The 22,869-nt window shown below is 62.8% G+C and carries 23 protein-coding genes; 7 read left to right on the top strand and 16 right to left on the bottom strand.

The genetic code is table 11. The features are described from left to right. Positions 1-20: 20 nt before the first annotated feature. The 7 genes from CAK78_RS13285 to CAK78_RS13255 all read right to left on the bottom strand — a co-directional run bounded on the left by CAK78_RS13285 (position 21) and on the right by CAK78_RS13255 (position 8,107). Positions 21-593, bottom strand: coding sequence for a chemotaxis protein CheW (locus tag CAK78_RS13285; protein ID WP_094697580.1), 573 nt, complete (start codon positions 591-593; stop codon positions 21-23). Positions 594-605: 12 nt separating this feature from the next. Beyond that, positions 606-2,528, bottom strand: coding sequence for a methyl-accepting chemotaxis protein (locus CAK78_RS13280; protein ID WP_094697579.1), 1,923 nt, complete (start codon positions 2,526-2,528; stop codon positions 606-608). Between the two features lie 15 nt (positions 2,529-2,543). Further along, the gene (locus tag CAK78_RS13275; protein ID WP_094697578.1) at positions 2,544-4,757 is read right to left on the bottom strand and encodes a chemotaxis protein CheA; all 2,214 of its coding nucleotides are present in this window, start codon (positions 4,755-4,757) and stop codon (positions 2,544-2,546) included. Between the two features lie 26 nt (positions 4,758-4,783). Next, complete coding sequence (locus CAK78_RS13270) at positions 4,784-5,116, bottom strand: STAS domain-containing protein (protein WP_094697577.1); 333 nt, start codon at positions 5,114-5,116, stop codon at positions 4,784-4,786. Between the two features lie 14 nt (positions 5,117-5,130). Continuing rightward, positions 5,131-5,499: a response regulator gene (locus tag CAK78_RS13265; protein WP_094697576.1), complete on the bottom strand. Its 369-nt coding sequence runs from the start codon at positions 5,497-5,499 to the stop codon at positions 5,131-5,133. Between the two features lie 9 nt (positions 5,500-5,508). Then, the gene (locus CAK78_RS13260; RefSeq protein ID WP_094697575.1) at positions 5,509-6,723 is read right to left on the bottom strand and encodes a methyl-accepting chemotaxis protein; all 1,215 of its coding nucleotides are present in this window, start codon (positions 6,721-6,723) and stop codon (positions 5,509-5,511) included. A gap of 295 nt (positions 6,724-7,018) precedes the next feature. Beyond that, positions 7,019-8,107 (bottom strand): ketoacyl-ACP synthase III, encoded by a 1,089-nt coding sequence (locus CAK78_RS13255; protein WP_094697574.1) that lies wholly within the window; start codon positions 8,105-8,107, stop codon positions 7,019-7,021. A 211-nt stretch (positions 8,108-8,318) separates the two neighbouring features. Between CAK78_RS13255 and CAK78_RS13250 the strand changes: the two genes are divergently transcribed. The 5 genes from CAK78_RS13250 to CAK78_RS13230 all read left to right on the top strand — a co-directional run bounded on the left by CAK78_RS13250 (position 8,319) and on the right by CAK78_RS13230 (position 13,378). Continuing rightward, positions 8,319-9,260 (top strand): LysR family transcriptional regulator, encoded by a 942-nt coding sequence (locus CAK78_RS13250; RefSeq protein ID WP_094697573.1) that lies wholly within the window; start codon positions 8,319-8,321, stop codon positions 9,258-9,260. A gap of 128 nt (positions 9,261-9,388) precedes the next feature. Then, positions 9,389-9,997: a LysE family translocator gene (locus tag CAK78_RS13245; RefSeq protein ID WP_176452787.1), complete on the top strand. Its 609-nt coding sequence runs from the start codon at positions 9,389-9,391 to the stop codon at positions 9,995-9,997. 102 nt (positions 9,998-10,099) lie between these two features. Further along, positions 10,100-11,959 carry a peptidase U32 family protein gene (locus tag CAK78_RS13240; RefSeq protein ID WP_094697584.1) on the top strand — a complete coding sequence of 620 codons (1,860 nt, stop codon included), beginning with the start codon at positions 10,100-10,102 and terminating at the stop codon, positions 11,957-11,959. Positions 11,960-12,069: 110 nt separating this feature from the next. Continuing rightward, positions 12,070-12,441: an ASCH domain-containing protein gene (locus tag CAK78_RS13235; RefSeq protein WP_094697571.1), complete on the top strand. Its 372-nt coding sequence runs from the start codon at positions 12,070-12,072 to the stop codon at positions 12,439-12,441. 76 nt (positions 12,442-12,517) lie between these two features. Continuing rightward, positions 12,518-13,378, top strand: coding sequence for a class I SAM-dependent methyltransferase (locus CAK78_RS13230; RefSeq protein WP_254924771.1), 861 nt, complete (start codon positions 12,518-12,520; stop codon positions 13,376-13,378). On the opposite strand, the gene CAK78_RS13225 is transcribed toward CAK78_RS13230, so the two are convergent. Both CAK78_RS13225 and CAK78_RS13220 read right to left on the bottom strand, forming a co-directional pair. Beyond that, positions 13,328-13,858, bottom strand: a complete 531-nt coding sequence (locus CAK78_RS13225; protein WP_094697570.1) for a methylated-DNA--[protein]-cysteine S-methyltransferase — start codon at positions 13,856-13,858, stop codon at positions 13,328-13,330. The genes CAK78_RS13230 and CAK78_RS13225 overlap by 51 nt on opposite strands. Then, a complete protein-coding gene (locus tag CAK78_RS13220) occupies positions 13,855-15,420 on the bottom strand; it encodes an AlkA N-terminal domain-containing protein (RefSeq protein ID WP_094697569.1) in 1,566 nt (521 codons plus the stop codon). The genes CAK78_RS13225 and CAK78_RS13220 overlap by 4 nt, the downstream gene beginning before the upstream one ends. Before the next feature lie 201 nt (positions 15,421-15,621). Between CAK78_RS13220 and CAK78_RS13215 the strand changes: the two genes are divergently transcribed. Next, positions 15,622-16,023: a VOC family protein gene (locus CAK78_RS13215; RefSeq protein WP_017787743.1), complete on the top strand. Its 402-nt coding sequence runs from the start codon at positions 15,622-15,624 to the stop codon at positions 16,021-16,023. Positions 16,024-16,091: 68 nt separating this feature from the next. Here the strand turns inward: CAK78_RS13215 and CAK78_RS13210 are convergent, their stop codons facing one another. From CAK78_RS13210 to CAK78_RS13195, 4 genes are all read right to left on the bottom strand, one after another. Then, complete coding sequence (locus CAK78_RS13210; protein WP_176452786.1) at positions 16,092-17,570, bottom strand: carboxypeptidase M32; 1,479 nt, start codon at positions 17,568-17,570, stop codon at positions 16,092-16,094. Between the two features lie 102 nt (positions 17,571-17,672). After that, a complete protein-coding gene (gene smrA / locus CAK78_RS13205) occupies positions 17,673-18,251 on the bottom strand; it encodes a DNA endonuclease SmrA (RefSeq protein ID WP_094697567.1) in 579 nt (192 codons plus the stop codon). 154 nt (positions 18,252-18,405) lie between these two features. Next, on the bottom strand, positions 18,406-18,555 hold the full coding sequence (locus CAK78_RS13200; RefSeq protein ID WP_010634864.1) for a DUF3149 domain-containing protein: 150 nt from the start codon (positions 18,553-18,555) through the stop codon (positions 18,406-18,408). Between the two features lie 167 nt (positions 18,556-18,722). After that, positions 18,723-19,616 (bottom strand): TraB/GumN family protein, encoded by an 894-nt coding sequence (locus CAK78_RS13195; RefSeq protein WP_094697566.1) that lies wholly within the window; start codon positions 19,614-19,616, stop codon positions 18,723-18,725. A gap of 87 nt (positions 19,617-19,703) precedes the next feature. Here CAK78_RS13195 and CAK78_RS13190 point away from each other — a divergent pair, with 87 nt between their 5' ends. Continuing rightward, entirely contained in the window at positions 19,704-20,036 is a 333-nt protein-coding gene (locus CAK78_RS13190) for a DUF1904 family protein (RefSeq protein WP_005303745.1), read from the top strand. Positions 20,037-20,183: 147 nt separating this feature from the next. Here CAK78_RS13190 and CAK78_RS13185 read toward each other — a convergent pair whose 3' ends face one another. From CAK78_RS13185 to CAK78_RS13175, 3 genes are all read right to left on the bottom strand, one after another. Further along, a complete protein-coding gene (locus tag CAK78_RS13185) occupies positions 20,184-21,011 on the bottom strand; it encodes an SDR family oxidoreductase (RefSeq protein ID WP_094697565.1) in 828 nt (275 codons plus the stop codon). Between the two features lie 119 nt (positions 21,012-21,130). Continuing rightward, on the bottom strand, positions 21,131-22,576 hold the full coding sequence (locus tag CAK78_RS13180; RefSeq protein WP_017782051.1) for an OprD family outer membrane porin: 1,446 nt from the start codon (positions 22,574-22,576) through the stop codon (positions 21,131-21,133). 7 nt (positions 22,577-22,583) lie between these two features. Further along, positions 22,584-22,869 (bottom strand): transposase (locus CAK78_RS13175; protein WP_141214179.1); only part of this gene is annotated, 286 nt, incomplete at its 5' end.

Raw genomic sequence — 22,869 nt, 5'->3', positions numbered from 1 at the left:
AACGCTGATTTATGTTGTTGTCATGGCGTTTGTGGTTTTTGTTCCAGTAGCCGTTCCTGCTGCTGGGTCAGCTCGCTGAGCTGGGCCATCTCGTCGATGGAGAGCACCTTCTCGGTATTGATGAGAATGACGAACTTGCCGTTGACCTTGCCCATGCCACTGATGAAATCGGCCCGGATGCGGGCGCCGAAGCTGGGTGGCGGCTCTATCTCATTGCAGGGGATGGTCAACACCTCGGAGACGGAGTCCACCACCACACCAATGTCCTGATTACCATGCTCCGGATCATCGGGGTGCACGTTCTCGATGATCACGATGCAACTGCGACGGGTGATGCTGGAGGGGGCATTGCCAAAACGGGCATTGAGATCCACCACCGAGACGACGGCCCCCCTCAGGTTGATCACCCCCCGGATGAAGCTAGGCATCATGGGGATGGGGGTGATGTTGCCGTATTCGATGATCTCCTTGACCCCGAGGATGTTGATGGCAAACATCTCGCTGTTGATCAGGAAGGTGAGGTACTGGGCATCACCCTGATTGTCATGTATCAGCGTGCCAGGCTGGACGACCACTTCGGTAGACATGCTCATGAGGCTCTCCGGTTAAAAGCGGACAAAATCGGTTTCGTCAACCTGCGGTTGCGCAACCGCATTGCCATGCAACGGGGGCTGGGCCGGCATCACAAACTTGCCCCTGGGAGGCGCCCCCTTGTGCGGACTTTCTACCTGTCTGAGTGAGCGGCCGCTGCCTTGCAGGGAGAAAAAGTCCATGGTCTGCTGCAGCTCGTTGGCCTGGGAGCTCATCTCCTCCGCGGTGGCGGCCAGCTCCTCGCTGCTGGCAGCATTTTGCTGGGTCACCTGATTGAGCTGGCTCATGGCCAGGCTTATCTGGTTGGCGGCGCTGGCCTGCTCCCCGGAGGCGGCGTTGATCTCCTGCACCAGATCAGAGGTCTTGCGAATGGAGGGCACTATCTTGTCGAGCAGACTGCCCGCCTTCTCGGCGGTATCGACGCTGCTTGACGAGAGTTCGCCTATCTCCTGCGCCGCGATCTGGCTACGTTCGGCCAGCTTGCGGACCTCGGCGGCGACCACAGCAAAGCCTTTGCCATGTTCACCGGCCCTGGCCGCCTCGATGGCGGCATTGAGTGCCAGCAGATTGGTCTGGTAGGCGATGTCGTCGATGATGCTGACCTTGCGGGCGATCTGCTGCATCGCGGCAACCGTCTGTTGTACCGAGCGCCCCCCTTCGGTGGCCTCCAGTACGGCGCTGCTCGCCATGTTGTCGGTCACCTTGGCGTTGTCCGTGTTCTGGTTGATGCTGGCGCTCATCTGCTCGATGGAGGCGCTGGTCTCTTCCACGCTGGCCGCTTGCTCACTGGTGGCCTGGCTGAGGGACTGGGCCGTGGTGCTGACCTGATTGGAGGCGTTGGTCAGGTTGTCGGCGGCGTTGCGTACTTCCTCGATGATGGCGGTCAGCGCGGCGATGGTGCTGTTGAGGCCATCCTTGGTCTGGCCGAAAATTCCCGGATAGGGCTGCTCGATCTTCTGGGTGAGGTCACCCTGCGACAGGGCGGTGGCAATGCGCATCACGTCGTTGAGGCTGGTGTCGGTCACGTTGGAGAGACGATTGAGCAGTTCGGAGAGGCGCTTGATGTAACCCTGCCGTCCGTCTAGTTCAATCTTGTAGTTGAAATCCCCCTGTTCGACGGCGGAGGTCACCAGCGTTTCTATGTCGGTGATGAGGGACGTCAGCTTGTTGACCATGTTCTGCATGGCCAGCAACAGCTGGCCGGCCTCATCGTGGGCACCGATGTCGATAGTGATGTCGAGATTGCCGTCCGCCAGGTGGTTGGCAACCTGCAGGGCCTGGTTGATGGGGGAGATGATGCTGCGAATGAGGACGATGCCAAACCAGGCTGCAGCCACCATGCCGGCGGCGACGACGGCCATCATGGTAAGTAGCATGACGTCATACCAGGCCTGTGCCTGTTCGTATTCGGATTTGGCAACGTCGAGCTGCAGACTGACCAGCTCGGTTATCTTGCTGCCGATGGGGTCGATGGAGCTGTAGAGTTTGCCGTCAAACTCATTGAGCGTATCAGCAATGACACCATGCTGATTTGAGAGAAAGGCCTCCAGCTTGGTGATGTCTCGATCCGCGGTATTGAACAGGCTGTTGGCCTCGGCTGACAGCTTCTGTTCGGCCGCGGTCAGCTTGGTGGCCTGATAGTGTTGCCACTCCAGCTTGATCTGCTGCTGGGCATGCTGGATCTGCTGCAACGCCTCCTCGGCACTGACGAGACCGGCATTGGCCTTGTTGACATTGTCTATGATGGCGACGGCGTAGTTGTCCGAGATGGTTTTGAGCTGCTTGAGCGGTACCACCCGGTCGTTGTAGACCCGTTGCAGCCCCTTGTTGCTGCTATGCATGTTGTAGAGCCCGAGCACACCCACGCTAAACAGCAGTACGCAGAGCAGACAGAGCAGTATGGTGAGTCGCAGTTTGATGGTGGAGTTTTTGAACATGTCAGGCTCCTGATGTTAATTGACTCTTGGTTGGGATTGCAGACGTGGAATGGCGTACTGGCTCAGTTGGCCCAGCTCCTGGTCGATGGCATGCTGGATCAGAGAGGGAATATCCAGAATGAGGGCTACCTCGCCGCCACCCAGAATGGTGGACCCGCTGATCCCCTGCAGGCGCTGGAACAGCTTGCCGAGCGGCTTGATGACGGTCTGAAACTCTCCCAGCAGCTCGTCGACCACCAATCCTGACTTCTTGCCACCATGGCTGACAACCACGATATTTTCCCGGCGACCACGGGTTCCCTCGACATCGAAGTAGTGCTGCAGCCGGACAAATGGCAGTACTTCACCACGCAGATTGATGTAGTTGCGCCCCTGGGTATCGGCCAGCGCACTCTGGGTCAACTCCACGCACTCGATCACCATGTCGAGGGGGATAACGTAGTAAGTGGTGCTGACGCGCACCAGAAAACCATCGATGATGGCCAGAGTCAGCGGCAACCGGATCTGCACCCGAGTGCCGAGGCCTGGCTTGCTGTCCAGCTCGACGCTGCCACGCAGGGCCTGGATGTTGCGTTTGACCACATCCATGCCCACCCCGCGTCCGGAGAGATTGGTGATGGCCTCCGCGGTGGAGAAGCCGGGCTCGAAGATGAGCTGGTAGATCTCCTGATCCGACAGGGTGGCATTGGCGGCCGCCAGCCCCCGCTCCTGCGCTTTTTGCAGGATCCTGGCCTTGTTGAGGCCGGCACCATCGTCCTGGATCTCGATGACGATGCTGCCGGAGTCGTGATAGGCGTTGAGGGTCAGGGTGCCCCGTGCCGGCTTGCCGGCCGCCAGCCGTTTCTCGGCCGCTTCTATGCCGTGATCCATGGCATTGCGCACCAGATGCATCAAGGGATCGCCGATCTTCTCTACCACGGACTTGTCCAGCTCGGTGTCGCCGCCGGTGATCACCAGCGCTATGTCCTTGTTCAGCTCGTGGCTCACATCCCGCACCACCCGCTGGAAGCGGTTGAAGGTATCGCCGATGGGCACCATGCGCAGGCGCAGGGCACCATCGCGGATCTCCTCGACCAGCATGGCAATGGTGGAATTGGCCTCCTGCAACTGGCTGTCCCTTGAACGCTGGGCTAGCAGGTTGGCGCCGGAGCTGGCCACGACCTGTTCCCCCACCAGATTGATCAACTCATCCAGCTTGTCGGCGTGGACCCGGACATAGCGCCCTTCCTTGTTCTTGTTCTCTTTGCTCTGACTTTGCTTCTTGAGCGCGGCGTCCACCACCACTTCGTTGACGGCCCCCTGGGCGATCAGGATCTCACCCAGCTTGTTGGTTTCGGCCTGCGGCTGTTCATGTTGGGCTTGCAGACCGAGCGCGAGCTCGCTGGCGGTCAGGGCGCCGGTCTTGACCAGCAGTTGCCCCAGCATCTCGTTGTCTTCCGGCAGGGCGTTGATGAGCGCTATGTACTCGGCGATCTTGCTGTGGGGCGGCAAGATGCTGATGAGACAGTCATCTCGCACGAATTCGAACACATCGCTCAGGGCACTCTTGTCGGCCTGGGAGTCCAGATCGATCTCGTAGCCGAGGTAGCAGCTCTCCGGATCAAAATGTTCCCACTCCGGCAGGGCATGGTGAATGGTCTCGATGGCGCAGAGGGTGCCCATGGTACCGAGGTAGCGCAGGAAAGAGGTGGGATCCATACCGTTGCGCAGCACGTCGGGACCAAAGCGCAGGGAGATGTGCCACAGGGAGGTAGCGCTGACGTGACCCGCCTCCTTGCTGATCGGATCTGCATCGGCAGGCTGGGTCTGCTTTGGCAGCGTGGTCTGATTGCCGCTTTGGTGACGGGCCAGATTGCGCCGCAACAGCTCATCCTGGGCTTGTTCATCCGCGCCAAGGGCTTCCCCTTGTTCGGCGACCAGACTGACCAGGCGCTCGATGTGATCCCGGCTCTCCAGCAGATCCCTGATGAGGGGGGCACTTATCGCCAGTTGCTGGTTGCGCACCTGATCGAGCAGGTCCTCGACTATGTGCGTGAAGCTGACGATGGGTTGCAGGCCGAACAGGCCGGCGGAGCCCTTGATGGTGTGCGCTGCCCGGAAGATGGCCCCGATGAGCTCACCATTGTCCGGGTCGTTTTCCAGGGTCAGCAGCGAGGACTCCATCTCCTCCAGCAGCTCGCGCGCCTCGGCGATATAGGTTTGCAGGGCCTGATCAAGATTGATGCTCACTAATGACTCCTTGTCTGCGGAACCGGTCAGGCGTGATCGGCGTGGGGAATGAGGGTGGGATCGCCGAAGAAGGCCGCCAGCTGGCACAGCTCAAGAGCATCGAGCACGGCATGACTGTGCATGACTAGGTGCAACGGATAGCCGCCCTGCTGCGCCGTCTTCTTGGCTGCCAGCAGCAGTTGCAAACCGGCGCTGTCCATTTCGCTGACCTGGGAGAGGTCCAGTTCCAGTTCCAGTTCCTGCTGGCGATAGAGCAGGGGCGTGAGCGCCTGTTTCAGCTCGGCTGCCGTGTAGATGGTCATCTCTCCCGAGATGGTCACGACACTTTTGTGCTCACCCGTTTCGATTTGCAGCGGCATGAACGCCTCCCGGCTCAGGGCATGATGAGCTTGGCCACGGCAGCCAGCATCTGATCTGGCTGGAACGGTTTGACCACCCAGGCCTTGGCACCAGCTGCCTGTCCCTCCTGCTTCTTGCTGTCCTGGGACTCCGTCGTCAGCATGATCACCGGGGTGAACTTGTAGCTGGCCAGCTTCTTTGCCTCCTTGACGAAGCTGATGCCATCCATGTTCGGCATGTTGACGTCGCTGATGATGAGGTTGATCTTCTTGCCATCGAGCTTTTTGAGGGCATCCTTGCCGTCACTGGCCTCCATCACCTCGTAACCGGCACCCTTGAGCGTCATGCCGACGACCTGGCGTATGGTGGCCGAGTCATCCACGATCAGGACTGTCTTGGTCATATCTATCTCCTAGAAAAAAGTGACATCCGCATTGCTGGAAGGGGTTGCCGCCTGGTGCTGGCGACCGTGATGAATGTTGCGTTGTTCATCGGTGGCGTATGAGAGCTCCATGTCCGCCAACCAGCTCTCCGCATCGATCTGGATGGGGCCGGACTGGTGTGTTCTGTTGCGTGACGAGACCAGGTGGTCGTTGAGGCTGTCCATGTTTTGACGCACATGACTGAGGATTTGGCTGACCCTATCCTGGAACTGTAACGAAACGATGACATCGGAGATTTCGCGGTGAATACCAGTACTCTCGCTCTGCAGCAGAGCAGCCGATTCCGCCAGGCTGGTAGTGGCCATTCGGAAGCGTTCCAGTACCTGTTCGATGGCGTGTTCGGCATCGCTGACGGCGACCTGATCCCGCCCGGCCGCGCTCTCGGCAATCTGGAAGGCGCGGCCGATGCCGGCATTGATGGTATCGACCTTGTCGGTCATCTTCTGGGCGGTCTCGCTGGAGAGGCGTGACAGGGTGCGCACCTCGTCTGCCACTACGGCGAAGCCACGACCTGCCTCGCCAGCACGGGCTGCTTCGATGGCGGCGTTGAGGGCCAACAGGTTGGTCTGGGAGGCGATCTTGGCCACGTCGAGCGCCATGGTATTGAGTTCGATGGTGTAGGCAGTGAGTGTCTTGATTTCCGCCAGCATGGCGTCGCGGTTGGCCTGGGTGGAGTGCATGATGGTGAGGACCTGGTTGAGCTGGGCCTGGCTCTGGGCCAGCACGGCTGCCATGCCAGCAGATTTCTCACCGCCCAGATCGCCGGCGGCATTGTGCGAGGCGGCCACCGCCTCTTCCAGTTTGGTGGTCAGGCCGGCGAAGCGCTGGGTCAGGTCGATCATGGCCCCTTCAGTTTGCTGGCGAGAGTTTTCAATCTGTTGCGACCAGATCGGAACCGCTTTTTCACATACCTGCTCGAGCCCGATGATGGAGTGGTTGAGTCCGTTATCGGCAAATGGGGGGGTCTGCTTCGCCTCACTCTCTTTGCCGGCGGGGTTGGCGTGGTAGTGGCGGGCGCTCCAGAGGGTGGCGGCGAGTGCCGCCGCCAGGTTGACCAGCAGATAAGGGAGGGGGCTGCCCGCGAGCTGCAGCAGCAGGGTGCTGAACAGGCCCAGGCCAAGGCCGCAAGCCCAGCTGACCGGCTCCCATAAGGCTGAGGTGTGTGTCCTTGTGTTGTCTGTCATATGCAAACTGGCCCCTGCTCTTGAATGTGAAGAGGGTGAGCCGTCATTTCGGTCAGACCGAATGAGCCAGGCGTAACCCGCTAATTATCAATAACTCAGTAAGGTTAGCGCAAAAAAATTGCCTGGTTACAAATTGCTCTTTATTGCTTGGTGTTACTGAGAAAAATGGAATATGGAGAGGGCGACTGAGGGTTTGCTGGCCGTTGCTGGCGGGGAGTGCATAGCAGCGAATAAGGAGGGGGGATCATGAAAAAGAGCCTGCATATGGCAGGCTCTTGGTGTTGTACGGGCGGCTTTATGCCTCGTTGGCGTGGGCCTTCTGGCACCCTTCCACGGCATGGGCGATGAGTTCGAGCGCGCTCTTGTCACACGGCGGCAGTTCGGCCTCGCACGCCTTGATGGCTGTCACACGCTCGCCCCACTTGATGATGGCGGCGCCCCAGGTCAGGCCGGCACCGAAGGCGGCAGTCAGCAGATAGCTGTTCGGCTTGACGCGGCCCTGCTCCAGAGCCTCGCACAGGGCGATGGGCACGGTGGCGGCGGAGGTGTTGCCGTAGTGCTCGATGTTGACCATCACCTTCTCCATCGGGGCGTTCATGCGCTTGGCGAGGGTCTCGATGATGCGGATGTTGGCCTGGTGCGGCACGATCAGGTCGATCTGCTCCGGTGCTATGCCGGCCTGTGCCAGTACCGTGTTGGTGGCTTCGCCCATGCCGCGTACGGCCCGCTTGAAGATCTCCTGACCTTCGAAGTTGAAGGTGAAGAGGCCGTCGATGTCGGCAAAACGCACCCGGTCGGTACCGAAGTTCGGCACGTGCAGGATCTCGCGCGCCTCGCTGTCACAACCCAGCTTGTTGGCGATGAGACCGCTCTCCTGCTCGCTCGCCTCGATCACCACGGCGCCAGCGCCGTCGCCAAACAGCACGGCGGTATCGCGACGGGCCCAGTCCAGCAGATAGGTGAGTCGCTCGGCGCCGATCACCAGCACCTTCTTCATCATGCCGGTCTGTACCAGCGAGGTGGCGACCGAGAGGGAGTAGACGAAACCGGTGCAGGCGGCGTTGAGGTCGAACACGGCGGCATTGGTGGCGCCCAGCTTCTTCTGCACCGCGGAGGCGGCGCTCGGCAGCAGGTTGTCCGGCGTGGCGGTGGCCAGGATGATGCCGTCGAGGTCGCTGGCTTCCAGCCCGGCGCAGGCCAGCGCGCGACGCCCCGCCAGGGTGGCCAGATCGGAGGTGCTGACGTGGGAGATGCGGCGAGCCTTGATGCCGGTGCGCGGGTAGATCCACTCATCCGACGTATCCATGATGGTGCTGAGGTCGTCGTTGGTCAGCACGGAGGGAGGCAGGCATTTGCCCCAGCCTGTGATATTGGCGTATTTCATCTTGTTACCGCTTCTCAAGTGGATCGCCTGGATCGCCCGCGGGCGGAAAATCGCGCAATTATGCCGCACGGGGCAACCACTGTCATCTTGTGGTCATGGTTATCTGGCTGCAGGGTCACGCCAGGTTGCGGGTGCCGACGGGAAATTTCGCTTAAACCACGAGGCTTGCCTGCCCTAAGATAGGGCTTTCGCCACTGGATGGAACCACCCCTTGCACAAAGCCAATCTCAACCTGCTGCCGACCCTCAAGGTGCTGCTGGAGACCCGCAACATCAGCCGGGCGGCGGAGCTGCTGCATCTGAGTCAACCCTCCATCAGCAAGCAGCTTGGCCAACTGCGCAGCGAGTTTGGCGACGAGCTGCTGGTGCGAGAGGGGCAGCGCTGGCTGCTGACACCGCGGGCCGAGGCGCTGGCTGCTCAGCTGGCGGACTCCCTCGGTGCGCTAGAGCGGCTCTACGAGGCCCCTGGTTTTGACCCGAGCCGCTGTGAACGGGTGTTTCGGCTCGCCTCTTCCGATTACGTGGCCCAGCATATCCTGCCGGACGTCTGCGCGGCGCTGGCCAGAGAGGCGCCGCTGGCGGCGCTGGAGTACAGCCTGTGGGACAAGCGCCTGCTGCCGCAGCTGTGGCAATCCGAGCTGGACATGGTCTCCACCATCACCGAACTGGTGCCGGATCAGATCCGCGGCCTGCATCAGGGGGAAGATCGGTTGGTGGTGTTGATGGGTAGCCACCATCCGTTGGCGGGGCGCTCACTGAGCCTGGATGACTACCTCGCCTGGCCCCATCTGCAGGTGAGCGGCGGGGGTGACAAGGACAGCCCGGTGGAACAGGTGTTGGCACCGCAGGGGCTGTCCCGGCGCTGGTTTGCCCGGGTGCCCTTCTTTCAGGCGGCGGTGGAGGTGTTGCTGCGCACCGACTGCCTGCTGACCACCCCGGCCCACATCGCCTGGCAGCTCTCCTGCGAGCACGCCCTGCACTTTTGTGATCTGCCGTTTGCCAGCCGCACCCAGCAGTATCATCTGCTGTGGCACCAGCGCCATCATCAGGATCCGGCCCACAAGTGGTTTCGCGAACTGGCCTATCCCTTCCTGCGCGAGCACCTGCAGCGCACGGTGGCGGCGAGCCGCAAGGTGTTGAACCCACCCCGCTAGCAACAGACGCTGGTGTTGGCCTATAGCTGTTGGCTATGGGTTCTATTCCCAACTTTCACTTCTGGCATAACCAGGGGCCCTTTACCCTGAGCGCAGACATTCATATTCCGCTTGAGACAAGGAACACCATGGAATTGACGAGTTGGCTGGCTCTGGTCGCAATCTGCGTGATGGGCGCCATCAGCCCGGGGCCGAGCCTGGCGCTGATCATCCGCAACACGGTGCAGGGTGGGCAGGGGCACGGCGTAGCCACCGCCCTTGGCCACGGCTTCGGAGTCGGCATCTATGCGCTGATAACGGCTTTGGGCCTCGCCATCCTGATCACCCAGACCCCGCTGTTGTTTGACGTTATTCGTTACGGCGGCGCGGCGTTTCTCGCCTGGCTTGGGGTCAAGGCGTTGCTGGCCAAACCCGTCAAGGGGGAGGTGAGCGAAGAGGTGCACCAGCTGCGCGGTCGGCAAGGTGCCTTCGAAGGCTTTATGGTGGCCTTTCTCAACCCCCAGCTCGCAGTCTTTTTCATCGCCCTGTTCAGCCAGTTTGTGCATGCTGACACCGGCTGGCGCGAGGGGGGCATCATGATGCTCACCGCCGGTGGCATAGATGCGATCTGGTATGTGCTGGTGGCGCTGGTGCTCTCTCGAGGTCCCGTGCTGGCCTGGCTCAAGGCCAAGTCATTCGTCATCGACAAGGTGAGCGGTCTGGTGCTGCTGGGGCTGGCCCTGAAGGTGGTGCTCTGATCCAATCCTGTATTTTGCGGTGATCTTAAGCGGGATCAAGGCGTGGAGGGTGGCAATGCCCTAGAGTGGCGCCCATTTGCTGTCCGCCCTGACTTCGAGACCATGCACCAGAACAAGCACCCGTTAAGCCACCACAACCGGTTGGAGCTGCTGGCTCCGGCCAAGAACCTCGCCTACGGCATCGAAGCCATCAACCACGGCGCCGATGCGGTCTACATGGGCGGCCCCGCCTTTGGCGCCCGCAGTGCGGCGGGCAACAGCATAGAGGATATCGAAGGGCTGGCGCGCCATGCCCACCGCTTCGGCGCCCAGGTCTTCGTCGCCTTCAATACCCTGCTGCACGATCACGAGCTGGAGCAGGCGCGGCGGCTGACTCACCAGATATATGAAGCAGGGGCCGATGCGCTGATCGTGCAGGATATGGGGCTGCTGGCGCTCGACCTGCCCCCCATCGCGCTGCACGCCAGTACCCAGACCGACAACCGCACCCCGGAGAAGGTGAAATTTCTGCAGGATGTGGGCTTCTCTCAGGTGGTGCTGGCGCGCGAGCTGTCCCTTGCGCAGATCCGCGAGATAAGCGCCGCGACCAATGTGCAGCTGGAGTTCTTTATCCACGGCGCGCTCTGCGTCTCTTACAGCGGTCAGTGCAACATCAGCCATGCCCGTACCGGTCGCAGCGCCAACCGTGGCGAATGTGCCCAGCTCTGTCGCCTGCCCTGCTCGCTACAAAAGCCGGATGGCGAGGTGCTGGTGGCCGACAGCCACCTGCTCTCCCTCAAGGACATGGATCAGACCGACAACCTGGAGGCGCTGATCGAAGCGGGGATCCGCTCCTTCAAGATTGAAGGGCGTCTCAAAGGGCTCGATTACGTCAAGAACGTCACTGCCTGGTATCGCCAGAAGCTTGACGCCATTCTGGAGCGCCGCAGCGATCTGGTGGCCTCCTCGGCCGGCCGTTGCAGCTTCAGCTTCACGCCTGATCCCAAAAAGAGCTTCAACCGCGGCAGCACTGACTACTTCCTCCATGGTCGCCAGCCCGGGATCGACTCCACCCAGAGCCCGAAATACGTGGGCGAGCCGTTGGGCCGGGTCACCAGAGTCACCAGGGATGGCATCGAGATCGACGGCAAGCAGGTCACCCTCAACAATGGCGACGGTCTCGGCTTCTTCAAGCCGAACAACGAGCTGGTGGGAATGCGCCTGAACAAAGTAGAAGGTAAGCAGTTACTCCTGTCAGAGCGCATGCCTGGCTTGAAGGTAGGCACAGAGATTTACCGCAACCACGATCAGGCATTCAGCAAGGTGCTGGAGAAGGCGAGCGCCGATCGCCGCATTCGGGTCGATATGGTGCTGGCAGAGTGTGATGAAGGTTTGCGCCTCACGCTCACCGACGAGCAGGGTATCAGCGCCGCCGTCACGCTCCCCTGTGACAAACAGCCGGCCGACAACCCGGGACGGGCACTGCAACAGGCGCGGGATCAGCTCGGCAAACTCGGTAATACCCTGTTCGTGGCGCGCAAGGTTGAGTTGGCGTTTACTCACCCGCTATTCATTGCCGCATCCATGCTCAACGGTCTGCGCCGGGAGGGTATCGCCGTGCTGGAGGCTGCCCGTCTGGCCGGCTACCAGCGCCCCGAGCGGCGCATCGCGCTGCGGGATATCCACTATCCTCAGCACCGTCTCTCCTACCTTGGCAACGTGCTGAACAGTGCGGCCGAGCAGTTCTTCCGCGAGCACGGGGTGGAGCGCATCGCCCCCGCCTATGAGGCGAACAAGGAGGAGCGGGAAGTGGTGCTGATGATCACCAAACACTGCATCCGCTATAGCCAGAATCTCTGCCCGAACGAGGTGCCCGGCCTCAAGGCCGAGCCGTTGGAGCTCAAAATGGGCAAGGAGACCTTCCGCCTGCGCTTTGATTGCAACCGCTGCGAAATGCATGTGATGGGGAGTTTGAAACGCTGAGGTGCATGACGCAGTCAGGTTCCATGCACGTGGCTGGGGTTGTGTGACCCGTTTTGCCTTGAGGTATCATCCTGTGCCAGGGATCCCCAGCAAGCTGCAAGGAAGGACCTATGCTCGCACTCTCCATCGTGGCGCCCCATGGCGCCAATATTGCTTCGGGCAAGAAGACGCTCGAGGTTCGCTCGTGGTTGCCTCCCTCACTGCCCATTCGCGACCTGCTGATCGTTGAAAATGGCCAATACCTCAGCGCCGATCATCCTGTGGATCCGGCCGGTCGAGCGGTCGCCCTGGTGGACGTCGAAGAGGCCCATGAGTGGCAACCCGATGAGGTATTGGCCGCCTGCTCGGGGGGCTGGGAGCCGGGTTACTTTGCATGGCGGCTGTCCAACGTGCGTCCTGTGGTCGATGGGCCCGTCTTGCCGGAGCAGAGAAAGCTGTATGAGGTGGACGGCTCTGGGGTGTCAGGCCCGCCTCGTTGCTGAGACCAGAGTGGTCAGTGCAGCATGCATCCGTCTGTGGGTCGGCTATACCAAGGTGAGTGTCACAGGAGGCAGTGAGATGGCCGAACAACCCCCTTTCGATGCCGCACAGTACAAGCGGACTCAGCGCGAACAGTGGAACCGGGATGGCGCAGCGTGGCGGCGCTGGAACCCCATGCTGGAACGTTGGTACGGGGAGGTGACGCGCCTGATGCTCGATAGCGCCGGGATCCGTCCCGGCCAGCGCATCCTCGACATTGCCGCCGGTGCCGGGGAGCCGGCGATCAGCGCCGCCGAGCGGGTCGGGCCCGATGGCTATGTGCTCGCCACCGATCTCTCCGAGGGGATAGTGACGCTCGCGCAGGAGGAGGCGCACGGGCGCGGCCTGCGTCAGGTGCACACCCGGGTGATGGACGGAGAGCGTCTCGATCTGCCGGATGACACGTTCGACGCCGTGATCTGCCGGCTCGGCCTCATGTACATGCCGCACCCGCTCGATGCCTTGCGCGAATGGCGGCGGGTGTTAAGAGCGGGTGGCCGGGTCGCGCTGGTGGTCTTCTCCACCCCGGATCGCAACGACTGGGGGGCGGTGCCGGCCGCTATCATCCGGCGTCACGCCGGGCTCGCTGCGCCTGTGCCCGGGCAGCCCGGCCCGTTCAGCCTGGGGGCGCCGGGCCGGCTCGACGCCTTGCTGCGCGAGGCGGGATTCGAGCATCCGGCGGTGTGCGCCGTGCCGGTGCCGCACCGGGCAGCCCGTGTCGAGCAGTTTGTGCAGGTCGCGCGGGAGGCGTTTGGCGGGCTCAACACCATGATGGCGCACCTGCCTGAGGCGGCGCAGCACGCCGCTTGGGACGAGATTGCGCTGGATATGCGCCGTTTTGAGTCGGCGTCAGGGTTTGAGGCCGGCGGCGAGTGCCTGTTGGCCAGCGCCAGCAAGTGATCCCTGGCAGGGGATCCCCTCCAGCTGCAGCAACGCCTTTTTAATCTCCAGTCCCCCTGCATAGCCGGTCAGGCTGCCATTCTGCCCGATCACCCGATGGCACGGAATGATGATCGAGAGCGGGTTGCGGCCGTTGGCGGCGCCCACCGCCCGCACCGCATTGGGCTTGCCGATGGCGCGGGCGATGTCGCCGTAGCTGCGGGTCTCACCATAGGGGATGTCGCACAGCGCCTGCCAGACCGCTTGCTGAAACGCCGTGCCTCTTGGTGCGAGCGGCAGGGTGAAGCGTTGCAGGCGGCCGGCAAAGTAGGCTTCAAATTGCGCGAGAAAAGGGGCCAGCGCCGTCTTGTCCTGTTGCCAGTCGCGCATGTCGGGCAGTGCGCGCAGCCCCGCCATGAAGTCCACGTGTACCAGACCGCGTTCGTCGATGGCCACCAGCAGATCGCCGCAGTGGCTGGGCAATATATCGTAGCGGATCATGGGGTTGTCTCCTCTGATGGATTGTCGCTTGCTGCGCGGCCTTGTGTTTGCCTGGTCAACCGTGACGGCTGCTCGCTCATGGCATGCCACAGCCAGCTCGCCGCGTAGCCGCGCCAGGGCCGCCACCCTTCGCTCTGGACCAGTACCTCCTTCACCGGCAACTTGGTGCCGCCCCCCAGCGCTTTTTGCAACACCAGGTCCGAGGCGGGAAAGGCATCCGGATCCAGCCCGCAGCGCAGCCGCCAGTAGGCGACCGTCCAGGGGCCGATACCGGGCAGTGCCAGCAACTGTTCATCGCTGGCGCTGGTCAAGTTCAACTCGCCGCTTGCCAGCGCCTGTGCCAGCCCCTTTAGCGTTCTGATCCGGCTGCCGGGCATGCCGATACCGTCCAGGTTCAGCTCGCACAGCTGGGTGGGGGTGGGCAACTGCGCCACCCCGAATTGCGCCTCGGTGCGTGCCACCAGCCGCCCCAGTATGGTGATGGCCCCCTTGACCGACACCTGCTGGCCGACGATGGCGCGCAGCATCACCTCGTACTCGTCCCAGCCGGCGGGCAGCCGAACCCCCGGCCAGCGTGCCTGCAGGCGTGCCAGCAGCGGATCCTGCCCGAGCCGCGCACCGATGCGCTGCATGTCAGCATCGAGATCCCACATCCGGCGCACCCGATACAGCAGATCAGGCAGCGCGGCGGGCGGCAGATCATGGACGCTGAGCTGCAGGCTGTGCCCCTTGCCCTGGCTGATGCGCACCCGTGCGAGCCGATCGCCGACCCGGTGCAGGCGTTCATACACCTCGCCATCTACCCGCTCCAGCCCCGGAATGGCGCGCAGCCGGTAGAACGCCAGCATGGCCGCCACGTCGTAAGGGGGGCGGTAGGGCAGTTGCAGCGTGAGCATCGCCCCATCCTCGGTCTGTGGCGCAGCCTGCGTCAGGGCGGTGGCGTCGTCGGTTGGCTCGCTATGACGACGCAGCGCCCGCGGCGCCAGCCCATATGCCCGCTGCCAGGCGTCGTTGAAGCGGCGAATGCTGGCAAAGCCCGCCGCAAACGCGATGTCGGTGATGGGCAGCCGGGTTTCGGTCAACAGCCGCTTGGCGAGCAGCAGCCGACGCGTCTGCTCCACCTGTTTCGGCGAGGCGCCGAGGTGCTGCTCGAACTGACGACGCAGCGTGCGTTCACTGATGCCGGCCTGTTCAGCCATCGTGGTGAGCGAGCGTTCCGCCAGCTCGCCGCGATCGATCCGGGCCAGCAGGCGCGCCAGCGTCGGCGGCAGATCGCCGGGGGCGGCGGGCGCGAGCTCAGGCCGGCAGCGCAGGCAGGGGCGCAGGCCGTGCTGCTCCGCTGCGGCGGCGCTTTGGAAGTAGCGCACGTTGTGCTCGTGCGGTGGCCGCGCCGGACAGACAGGGCGACAGTAGATGCCGGTGGAGAGCACGCCGGTAAAGAAGCGGCCGTCGAAGCGCGCATCGCGGGCCAGGCGGGCGGCATGGCACTGCTCGGCGCTGAGCGGCAGGCCTGACTCATCCTCTGGGGCCGGCGGCATCGTCATGGCGGGATCTGTTGGCATCGGTGGCTCCTTGCGCCGAAAACGGGGTGGGCACGGCGGCCCGGATGAGTGAGAGACTAAGCAGGAACGGGGGCTATGACTAGCCAGAAACGGACAGCAATTGAAATAAAGCCGATGCCACGTGCACGGTATGAAAAACAGATCGGTTTGGCGGGGCAAGTGTGCGAATCTGGGCTGACAACATCCAAGGAGGAGAGAGCCATGCCAGGACCCGCACGTGCCGGCGCCCTGATCTACGCCAGGGATCCCGGCTTGCTGAGCCACTTTTATCGCACCCTGCTGCAGATGGAGATCCGCAGCCAGAGTGACGAGCTGATCGTGCAGGAAAACGCCGACATCCAGCTGTTGCTGCACGCGATCCCAGCCCCCTATGCGGAACAGGTGGTCATCACCACGCCGCCGCAACTGCGCGAGCAGGGCGCCATCAAGCTGTTCTTTACCGTGCCGAGCCTCGCCTGGGCGGAGGCGAAAGCGGCCGATCTCGGCGGAGGCTTGCTGCCGCAGCAGTGGTCCGGCCCAGGTTTCGTGGTGCGCAATGCGTTCGACCCCGAGGGCAACATACTGCAGCTGCGCGAGTTCACCGGCGTGCCGGACGGGCGCTGAGGCGCCACGCCGCCATGAAAAACGGGGCCGCGAGGCCCCGTTTGTTATCTGCTGTGGGCACGCTGGCCCTACTTCAGATAGCGCTGCTCGAGGTGTTTGCGCAGCCAGTGCGGATTCAGCGCCTCGCCGGTGGCGCGGCTGACCAGCTCGTCGGTGCCGTAGCGGCTGCCCTGGGACCAGATGTGGCGGCCCAGCCAGGCGAAGATCTCCGGCAGGCGGCCCACCGCGATCAGCTCGCCCATGTTGCCGAGCTCGCGCTCGAGCGCGAAGCGCAGCTGCGCCGCGTACATGGCGCCGAGCGTGTAGCTCGGGAAGTAGCCGAACGAGCCGTCGGTCCAGTGAATGTCCTGCATGCAGCCATTCTGGTAGTTGCCCTGGGTGGAAAGCCCCAGCCACTGCTGCATCTTGGCATCCCACAGCGCGGGAATGTCTGCCACCTCGATGCGACCTTCCATCAGATCGCGCTCCAGCTCGTAGCGCAGGATGACGTGGGCCGGGTAGGTCACCTCGTCCGCATCGACCCGGATAAAGCCGGGCTCGACCCGGTTGTAAAGCTTGGCCAGGTTCGCCGGCGCCAACGCCGCCTGCTCGCCGAAGTGGGTGCGAATGTGCGGCGCCAGCAGCGCCAGGAAGGCGGGATCATGGCCGAGCTGCATCTCGCAGAACAGGCTCTGGCTCTCGTGAATGCCCATGGAGCGCGCCTCGGCCACCGGCTGGCCCAGCAACTGGCGCGGCAAGCCCTGCTCGTAACGGGCGTGACCGGTTTCATGGACTATGCCCATCAGGCTGGAGACGAACTCCTGCTCGTTGTAGCGGGTGGTGATGCGCACGTCGGTCGGCACCCCGCCGCAGAACGGGTGGCTGCTCACATCGAGCCGGCCATGGGCAAAATCGAAGCCGAGCAGCCCCATCACCTGCTGGCCGAGCGCCTGCTGGGCGGCGATGGGGAAGGGGCCTTGCGGGATCAGGATGGTTTCGCTCTTCTGCTGCTCACTCACTTGTTGGATGAGGGAGGGGAGCCAGCCGGTCAGATCGCCGAAGATCTCGTCGAGCCGGGCGCTGGTCATGCCCGGCTCATAGAGCGCCAGCATGGCGTCGTAGGGGCGTACCCCGAGCGCCTCGGCACGCAAGGAGGCGACCTCACGGGACAGTTTCACCACTTCTGCGAGGTTCGGGGCAAAGCCGGCCCAGTCGTTCTCCTTGCGCTGGCGGCGCCAGGCGTGCTCGCACTTGCTGCCGGCCAGCGACAGCGCCTCCACGAGATCCCCGGGCAACAGGCTTGCATCCTGCCAGTGGCGCTTGATTTCGCGCAGGTTGGCACGCTGGGTTTCGTCCAGTGGCTCGCTCTCGGCCTTGGCAATCCAGTCGCCCAGCTCGGGGGCGGTGCGCTTGTGGTGGATCAGCAGTCCCAGTTCGGCCATGGCCTCGGCGCGGGCTTCGTTGCCCCCCTCCGGCATCATGGCGGCCTGATCCCAGCCACAGATGGCGGAGAGGTGGGAGAGTCGGTGCAGCTGTTGCTGATGTTGTTCAAGTTTCTGATATGACATGGGATTATCCTTGTTATCGTCCCTGATGGCGTACACCCCGTACCTGGCATGCTCGGGGCCGTTCGATGCTACCACCGCTCACCGGTCGGTGCGAGCCGCCGCTTAGCCAAGCCGCTTCTGGTGGCGTTCGCGGTTCTCCGCCTTCTTGCGCTCGCTCTTGCGCAGCAGTACGTAGAGGGCGCCACCGCCGCCGTGGCGACGCTCGGCTCTGTGCATGGCCATCACCGCCGGCAGTTGCGGCAACCAGGCGCTGACATAGCTTTTCAGCAGGGCGCGCGGCGTGCTGCGCTCTCCCTTGCCGTGCAGGATCAGCAGGCAGCGGATGTCGCGCAGTTCGCAATCCGCGATGAACTGCACCAGGCTCTGGCGCGCTTCGTTCAGGGTCTTCTGGTGCAGGTCCAGGCTCGCCTGCAGCTCGTACTTGCCGAGCCGCAACTTCTTGTAGACCCCCTCCTGCACCCCGTCGCGCTTGAAGCCGACGATGGCGTGGGGGTCGAGCATCTCGACCGCTTCCATGCTGAGGTGATCCAGGGCGAGTTGTTCGGCGGTGGCGGCCTGGCGCCGCGCCAGCTGGGCGTCGGTCGGGCTGCTGGCCGTCTGGAGGCGGACATGGTCGTTGCGAATGGGGCGCACATCGGCCACTTCATTGCGAAACAGTGAGAGTTCGTCGTTATGAGACACGGCAGGCTCCCCGCAGGTGGAATGAGTGGCCATTATAGCGGGCGGGGGCGGATCTGAAAGTGGCGGGCGCGGCAGTGGCGCGGGTCTGCTCAGACCCTGAACAAAAGGAGAGGCGAGGACGGGAGCAGGCGATCGGGGATCGCCTGACGCAGGCTTATTGACCCTCTTTCGGCGGCTTGGCGTTCATCACCTTGTAGATGAAATAAGCCGCGTAGGAACTGATCAGCAGGAAGGTACCGATAATCACCAACATGGACATCAGTCCCACGCTGTTGCCGAACATCAGGTTCATCCAAAAATCCATCTCGTGCACTCCTGTCATCCCATTGATGACAGGCATGATAGATACCTCTTTGGGAGCAAAGAGATGATCTCGATCAAGTCCCCCTGTGGTTATTTAATCGGCAGCCGGATCTGTGAGCCTCCTCCCAGTTCAAGACTCTGACGGAGCCGGTGTGGCCCCGTCGGCGACTATTGGCGGGCGGGTTTGCGCGGGCCCGGCTCGGTGAGCGGGGTGATGCGCCAGCCCTGCTGATCCAGCAAAGCGAGTAGCCCCTGGTCGCCGTAAAGATGCAACGCCCCTACCACGATGAAACTCTCGTTCGGCAGGGTGGACCACTTCTTCAGCCAGTTGTGGTTGCGCTCCGCCAGCAGGGTCTGTTCCAGCCAGGCCTGCAACTTGGGCGGCGCCATCTCCGACTTGAGCAGGTTGATGAGGGTCGCCTCATCCCCCTCTTCCCACGCCTTCATCACCTCGCCAAAGCCGCGCTCGAGCTCGGGCAGTTCGTCCAGGGTGCTCTCCAGCATCAGGGTCTGGTTGTCACCGACGCTGGCGAGGTAGCCGAGCTGCTCGAGCAGGGTCTCGAAGCCGATGATGGGTTTGCCGCCGTCGGTGGCCTGTTTGGCGAAGTGCTGATCCACCCCGAGCGCGCTGCGAAAATCGGTGCGCTCCAGCGCCGCCTGGGTGAGGGTGATGGCGGCGAACCAGGGGCGCAGCGGGGCCAGCATGTTCTCGGTCAGGCCGTTCTGGCCGGCGGCTATGATGGTGCGCCGGTAGAGGTCGAGCGGTATGTGCTCCTTGAGGGTCTTGCCGTCCACCAGCCGGGTGATGGCTCCCATCTCTTGCCACTGCTGCTGGCTGATGTGGGTCAGGTCGACCTCCAGCACCAGGGCGCCGCTCTGCAGCCAGGCCCGCTCGATGGGGTCGGGCAGCGGATAGAGCGAGGGCTTGCCCGCGTGGATGGAGCCCAGCAGCCAGTGCTGCTGATCGCCCTTGTTGACCCGATAGAAGGCGGGGTCGGCAAAGGCGCTCAGCGGCAGCAGCAGGCAGAGCAGGAAGGGGAGCAGCAGGCGATGGAGTCTCATTGGGAACCTTATGTCAGCGGATGGCTTCTCTTCGTCACAATAACCCCTATGATAAGTCCTCATTTGTCACAGCCAAGAGGTTTTCCCATGCCCCACCTTCGTTTTCGGGCCGTCTCCGTCGACACCCTCAAGCAGATAAGCACCCCTCTGCTGGCGGATCTCTGCGCCCTCACCGGGGGCAAACCTGAGTTCGTCACCCTGGAGTGCATCGACAGCCACTGGGTGCGCGAGGGGGAGCGCGAGGCCGGCTTTCCGTTCGTCGAGCTGGTCTGGTTCGAACGCCCGCAGGAGCTGCAGGACGCGGCCGCGGCGCTGATCACCCGCCACCTCAAAGCGGTGCTGGGGGAGCAGACCTATGTGGTGGTGCAGGTGCTGCCCATCGTCAAAAGCTGCTATTACAGCAACGGCCAGCACTACTGAGGCTGCGGTGCTGCCATGCACGGCGCCGTGGAGTGCGGCAATCCCCCGGCGCAGGGCAGGCGGTAATGGGGCGGGAGGCGACGATGCGCATCGCCGCCCCTGGCAGCCGGTGGTTTGCGGGCGTGTCTGGTGGCGAAGCAGTTGCCGTCAGGCCGACTTGGCGAGGATCCGGTCGAGCAGGCAACTTGGCAACAGGCGGCGCAGCACCCCGAACAGCCGGGTCGGGAAGGTGACCGGGTAGCGGTGTTTGGGGCGCGAGCTGCCGAGTGCATGCAGCAGCGGTGCGATGCAGGCCTCGCTTGGCAGGGTAAAACCGCGGGCCCCCCCTTCACGCTCCAGCCGGCTCAGGGTCTGCTGGTAGGCGGCCTGATGGCGGCTGGTGGCGGGATCTATGTGGCGCAGGAAGGCGGCGCGGGCATTGGCCCGAAAGCGGGTGTCGATGGGGCCTGGTTCGATCAGGCTGATCTGCACGCCGCTGCCGGCCAGCTCCAGGCGCAGGGTATCGGTATACCCTTCCAGCGCGAACTTGCTGGCGTTGTAGGCGCCGCGATACTTCATGGCCACCAGCCCCAGCACCGAGCTGTTCTGCACGATGCGCCCCTCGCCGGCCGCCAGCATGGCCGGCAGCAGCTGGCGAATCAGGTGGTGCCAGCCGAACAGGTTGGTGTCGAACTGCTCGCGCAGCGCCTGGGTGGGCAGATCCTCCAGCGCGCTGGGCTGGCCGTAGGCGCCGTTGTTGAACAGGCCATACAGGCGGCCACCGGCCAGTGCCTGCGCCTCGGCTGCGCCCCGCTCTATGCTGGCCTCGTTGGCCAGATCCAGCTCGACGGCCAGCAAACCGAGCTGGCGCAGCTGCGCCACGTCCTCGGCCTTGCGGGCGGAGGCGATGACGGTGTAACCGTGCTGGCCGAGCGCCTTGGCGGCGGCCAGGCCGATGCCGCTGGAGCAGCCGGTGATCAGAACGAAGCGGGACATGGGCGCATCCTTGTGGTGACGGGGCAGGCAGCAGCGCCTGCGGCCTTGCATGTTAACCCGCTGATCAGAAAAAAGAAAACCGGGCCAATCGGCCCGGTTTGCTAACTTCAACCACCTGCTTACAGGATGGTAAACGGCATGATGATGTGGAACTTGACGTCTTTCTCGGAAGCAAAGATGTTGGGGTATTCGGTCCAACCGCCGCTCTGGCTGATGTCGTTGTTGTAATCGGTGTAGTGCAGCTTGAACAGGGTGCCCTTCAGCTTGCCATCCTGCACTGTGTACATGACGTCGAAGTTAGCTGCCCATTCGGTATCTTCACCGTTGGTGGCCTTGGTGCCGTCGCCTTTCTGGATATCCCAGCCGTAGGCACCGGAGACGCCGACGGACCAGCCAGGTGCGCCTACCAGGTCATCCAGGGAGCGGGTCACGCCGAAGAACAGCGCTTTTTCGTTGTTGGCGTTCCAGTCGGAGCGGGAGTCCCACCAGATCTCGTTCGCGCCCTGGGAGTTGCCGTAGCCACGGGTCAGACGGGGCAGGTAGTTGCCTTCGTTACCCTCGGCCTTGGTCCACAGACCTTCCAGACGGAAGCCGTACGGGCCCATGCCCCAGGCGGCGGTCAGCGCTTGCTGCCATGCCAGGCCGTCGTAAGTCTCGATGTCGGCACCGCCCTTCTGGTAGGTCTCGGTGTCGGAGCCGTAGAACTGGTAGCTGGTGGAGAGGCCGCCCAGCACGTCAAACTTGTGGGCCAGCTTGAAGTGGTAGCTGTCCATGTAGTTTTCGGAGTTACCGTAAGAACCGGTAATGGAGGTGCCGTTTTCGAAGGTGTAACGCGCCGCTACACCCTGGATGTAGTCGATGACGTTTTCATCGGCGAACGGATCCATCCAGGCCTTGGCGCGGGAGAACTTCTGGGTCTCTTTGTACCAGGGAGATTTGTACTCGTCGGCGATGGCGTAGGTCAGGTAGAGGCCGCCGAAGTTGCCTTCAATCTGGCCACCACGGTAGGTACCCGGCTGATAGGACCAGTTCACGCCGATCACGCCCGGTACGTAGAGCTGGGTCAGACCGCCCTTGGCGGTGAGGGCTCCGTCCAGCGCCTTGAATTTCAGCGATGCGTTGGCCAGGCTGAAGCCGCCTTCCGGGGAACCGTCCTTGTAGTTTTCGCCCCATTTGTTGCCGGCGAAGGAGAATTCGTTCTCCTGGTTGACCGGGTGGTTCTCGGTCACGGCCAGGTCATAGGCACCGAAACCGCCCACATCGATACCCACCACGTCCCAGGCGTAGCCGGAGTTGAAGTTCAGGGAGGCCTGGGTGGTGGCGTGGCTCAGGTTGGACTGGTACTTGCCTTCTTTGTTCTTGGCTGTGGGGTCGCCGTCGATACGCTGACGATCACGCTGGAAGTAGAAGAGGCCACCGTTGAGTTTGCCTTCTTCATAGAATTTGCTGGCGGCGGCTGCATAGGTGGGACCTGCTTCGTCGGCAGCCAACACCATACCGGGGGCGAGCATGGCAGCAACGACGGCTGCGCTCAATGCGGCACGTTTGAAGATCACTTTTTCCATTTCCTGATTACCCATGACCCTCAGCCAGCTTCAAGAGCCGATATGGCATCGGAGGGCTTGCCACGACTGCATGCCCCAATTCAACCAACATGCTTTTGAGGTCAAAACGATGATTAAACCGGAAGCAGTATTCAGCAAGATGTCTCGGTAAATGCTTCGCTCCGAGCGTATGGCAACTGCCCCGCAGCGAGTTCTTCACATTCCCTATCATCGTGTTTACCCAGTTGAATGCCGGATGATCCAGCAAGTCAAGGTTGCCCCCGGTGACAACACCCAGGTGCTCACAATTGGCC

Origin of the sequence: Aeromonas sp. A35_P (assembly GCF_002259925.1) — a bacterium.
GTDB lineage: Bacteria > Pseudomonadota > Gammaproteobacteria > Enterobacterales > Aeromonadaceae > Aeromonas > Aeromonas dhakensis.
The sequence above is the reverse complement of the archived record's forward strand: the minus strand, read 5'-3'. Positions and strand labels throughout refer to the sequence as shown.

Bases quoted from the DNA above. Each gene is read 5' to 3' on its own strand.
- CAK78_RS13285 (WP_094697580.1), bottom strand. From the start codon at position 593: ATGAGCATGTCTACCGAAGTGGTCGTCCAGCCTGGCACGCTGATACAT.
- CAK78_RS13280 (WP_094697579.1), bottom strand. From the start codon at position 2,528: ATGTTCAAAAACTCCACCATCAAACTGCGACTCACCATACTGCTCTGT.
- CAK78_RS13270 (WP_094697577.1), bottom strand. From the start codon at position 5,116: ATGCCGCTGCAAATCGAAACGGGTGAGCACAAAAGTGTCGTGACCATC.
- CAK78_RS13265 (WP_094697576.1), bottom strand. From the start codon at position 5,499: ATGACCAAGACAGTCCTGATCGTGGATGACTCGGCCACCATACGCCAG.
- CAK78_RS13260 (WP_094697575.1), bottom strand. From the start codon at position 6,723: ATGACAGACAACACAAGGACACACACCTCAGCCTTATGGGAGCCGGTC.
- CAK78_RS13255 (WP_094697574.1), bottom strand. From the start codon at position 8,107: ATGAAATACGCCAATATCACAGGCTGGGGCAAATGCCTGCCTCCCTCC.
- CAK78_RS13245 (WP_176452787.1), top strand. From the start codon at position 9,389: ATGGAATTGACGAGTTGGCTGGCTCTGGTCGCAATCTGCGTGATGGGC.
- CAK78_RS13240 (WP_094697584.1), top strand. From the start codon at position 10,100: ATGCACCAGAACAAGCACCCGTTAAGCCACCACAACCGGTTGGAGCTG.
- CAK78_RS13235 (WP_094697571.1), top strand. From the start codon at position 12,070: ATGCTCGCACTCTCCATCGTGGCGCCCCATGGCGCCAATATTGCTTCG.
- CAK78_RS13230 (WP_254924771.1), top strand. From the start codon at position 12,518: ATGGCCGAACAACCCCCTTTCGATGCCGCACAGTACAAGCGGACTCAG.
- CAK78_RS13225 (WP_094697570.1), bottom strand. From the start codon at position 13,858: ATGATCCGCTACGATATATTGCCCAGCCACTGCGGCGATCTGCTGGTG.
- CAK78_RS13220 (WP_094697569.1), bottom strand. From the start codon at position 15,420: ATGCCAACAGATCCCGCCATGACGATGCCGCCGGCCCCAGAGGATGAG.
- CAK78_RS13215 (WP_017787743.1), top strand. From the start codon at position 15,622: ATGCCAGGACCCGCACGTGCCGGCGCCCTGATCTACGCCAGGGATCCC.
- CAK78_RS13210 (WP_176452786.1), bottom strand. From the start codon at position 17,570: ATGTCATATCAGAAACTTGAACAACATCAGCAACAGCTGCACCGACTC.
- CAK78_RS13200 (WP_010634864.1), bottom strand. From the start codon at position 18,555: ATGGATTTTTGGATGAACCTGATGTTCGGCAACAGCGTGGGACTGATG.
- CAK78_RS13195 (WP_094697566.1), bottom strand. From the start codon at position 19,616: ATGAGACTCCATCGCCTGCTGCTCCCCTTCCTGCTCTGCCTGCTGCTG.
- CAK78_RS13190 (WP_005303745.1), top strand. From the start codon at position 19,704: ATGCCCCACCTTCGTTTTCGGGCCGTCTCCGTCGACACCCTCAAGCAG.
- CAK78_RS13185 (WP_094697565.1), bottom strand. From the start codon at position 21,011: ATGTCCCGCTTCGTTCTGATCACCGGCTGCTCCAGCGGCATCGGCCTG.
- CAK78_RS13180 (WP_017782051.1), bottom strand. From the start codon at position 22,576: ATGGAAAAAGTGATCTTCAAACGTGCCGCATTGAGCGCAGCCGTCGTT.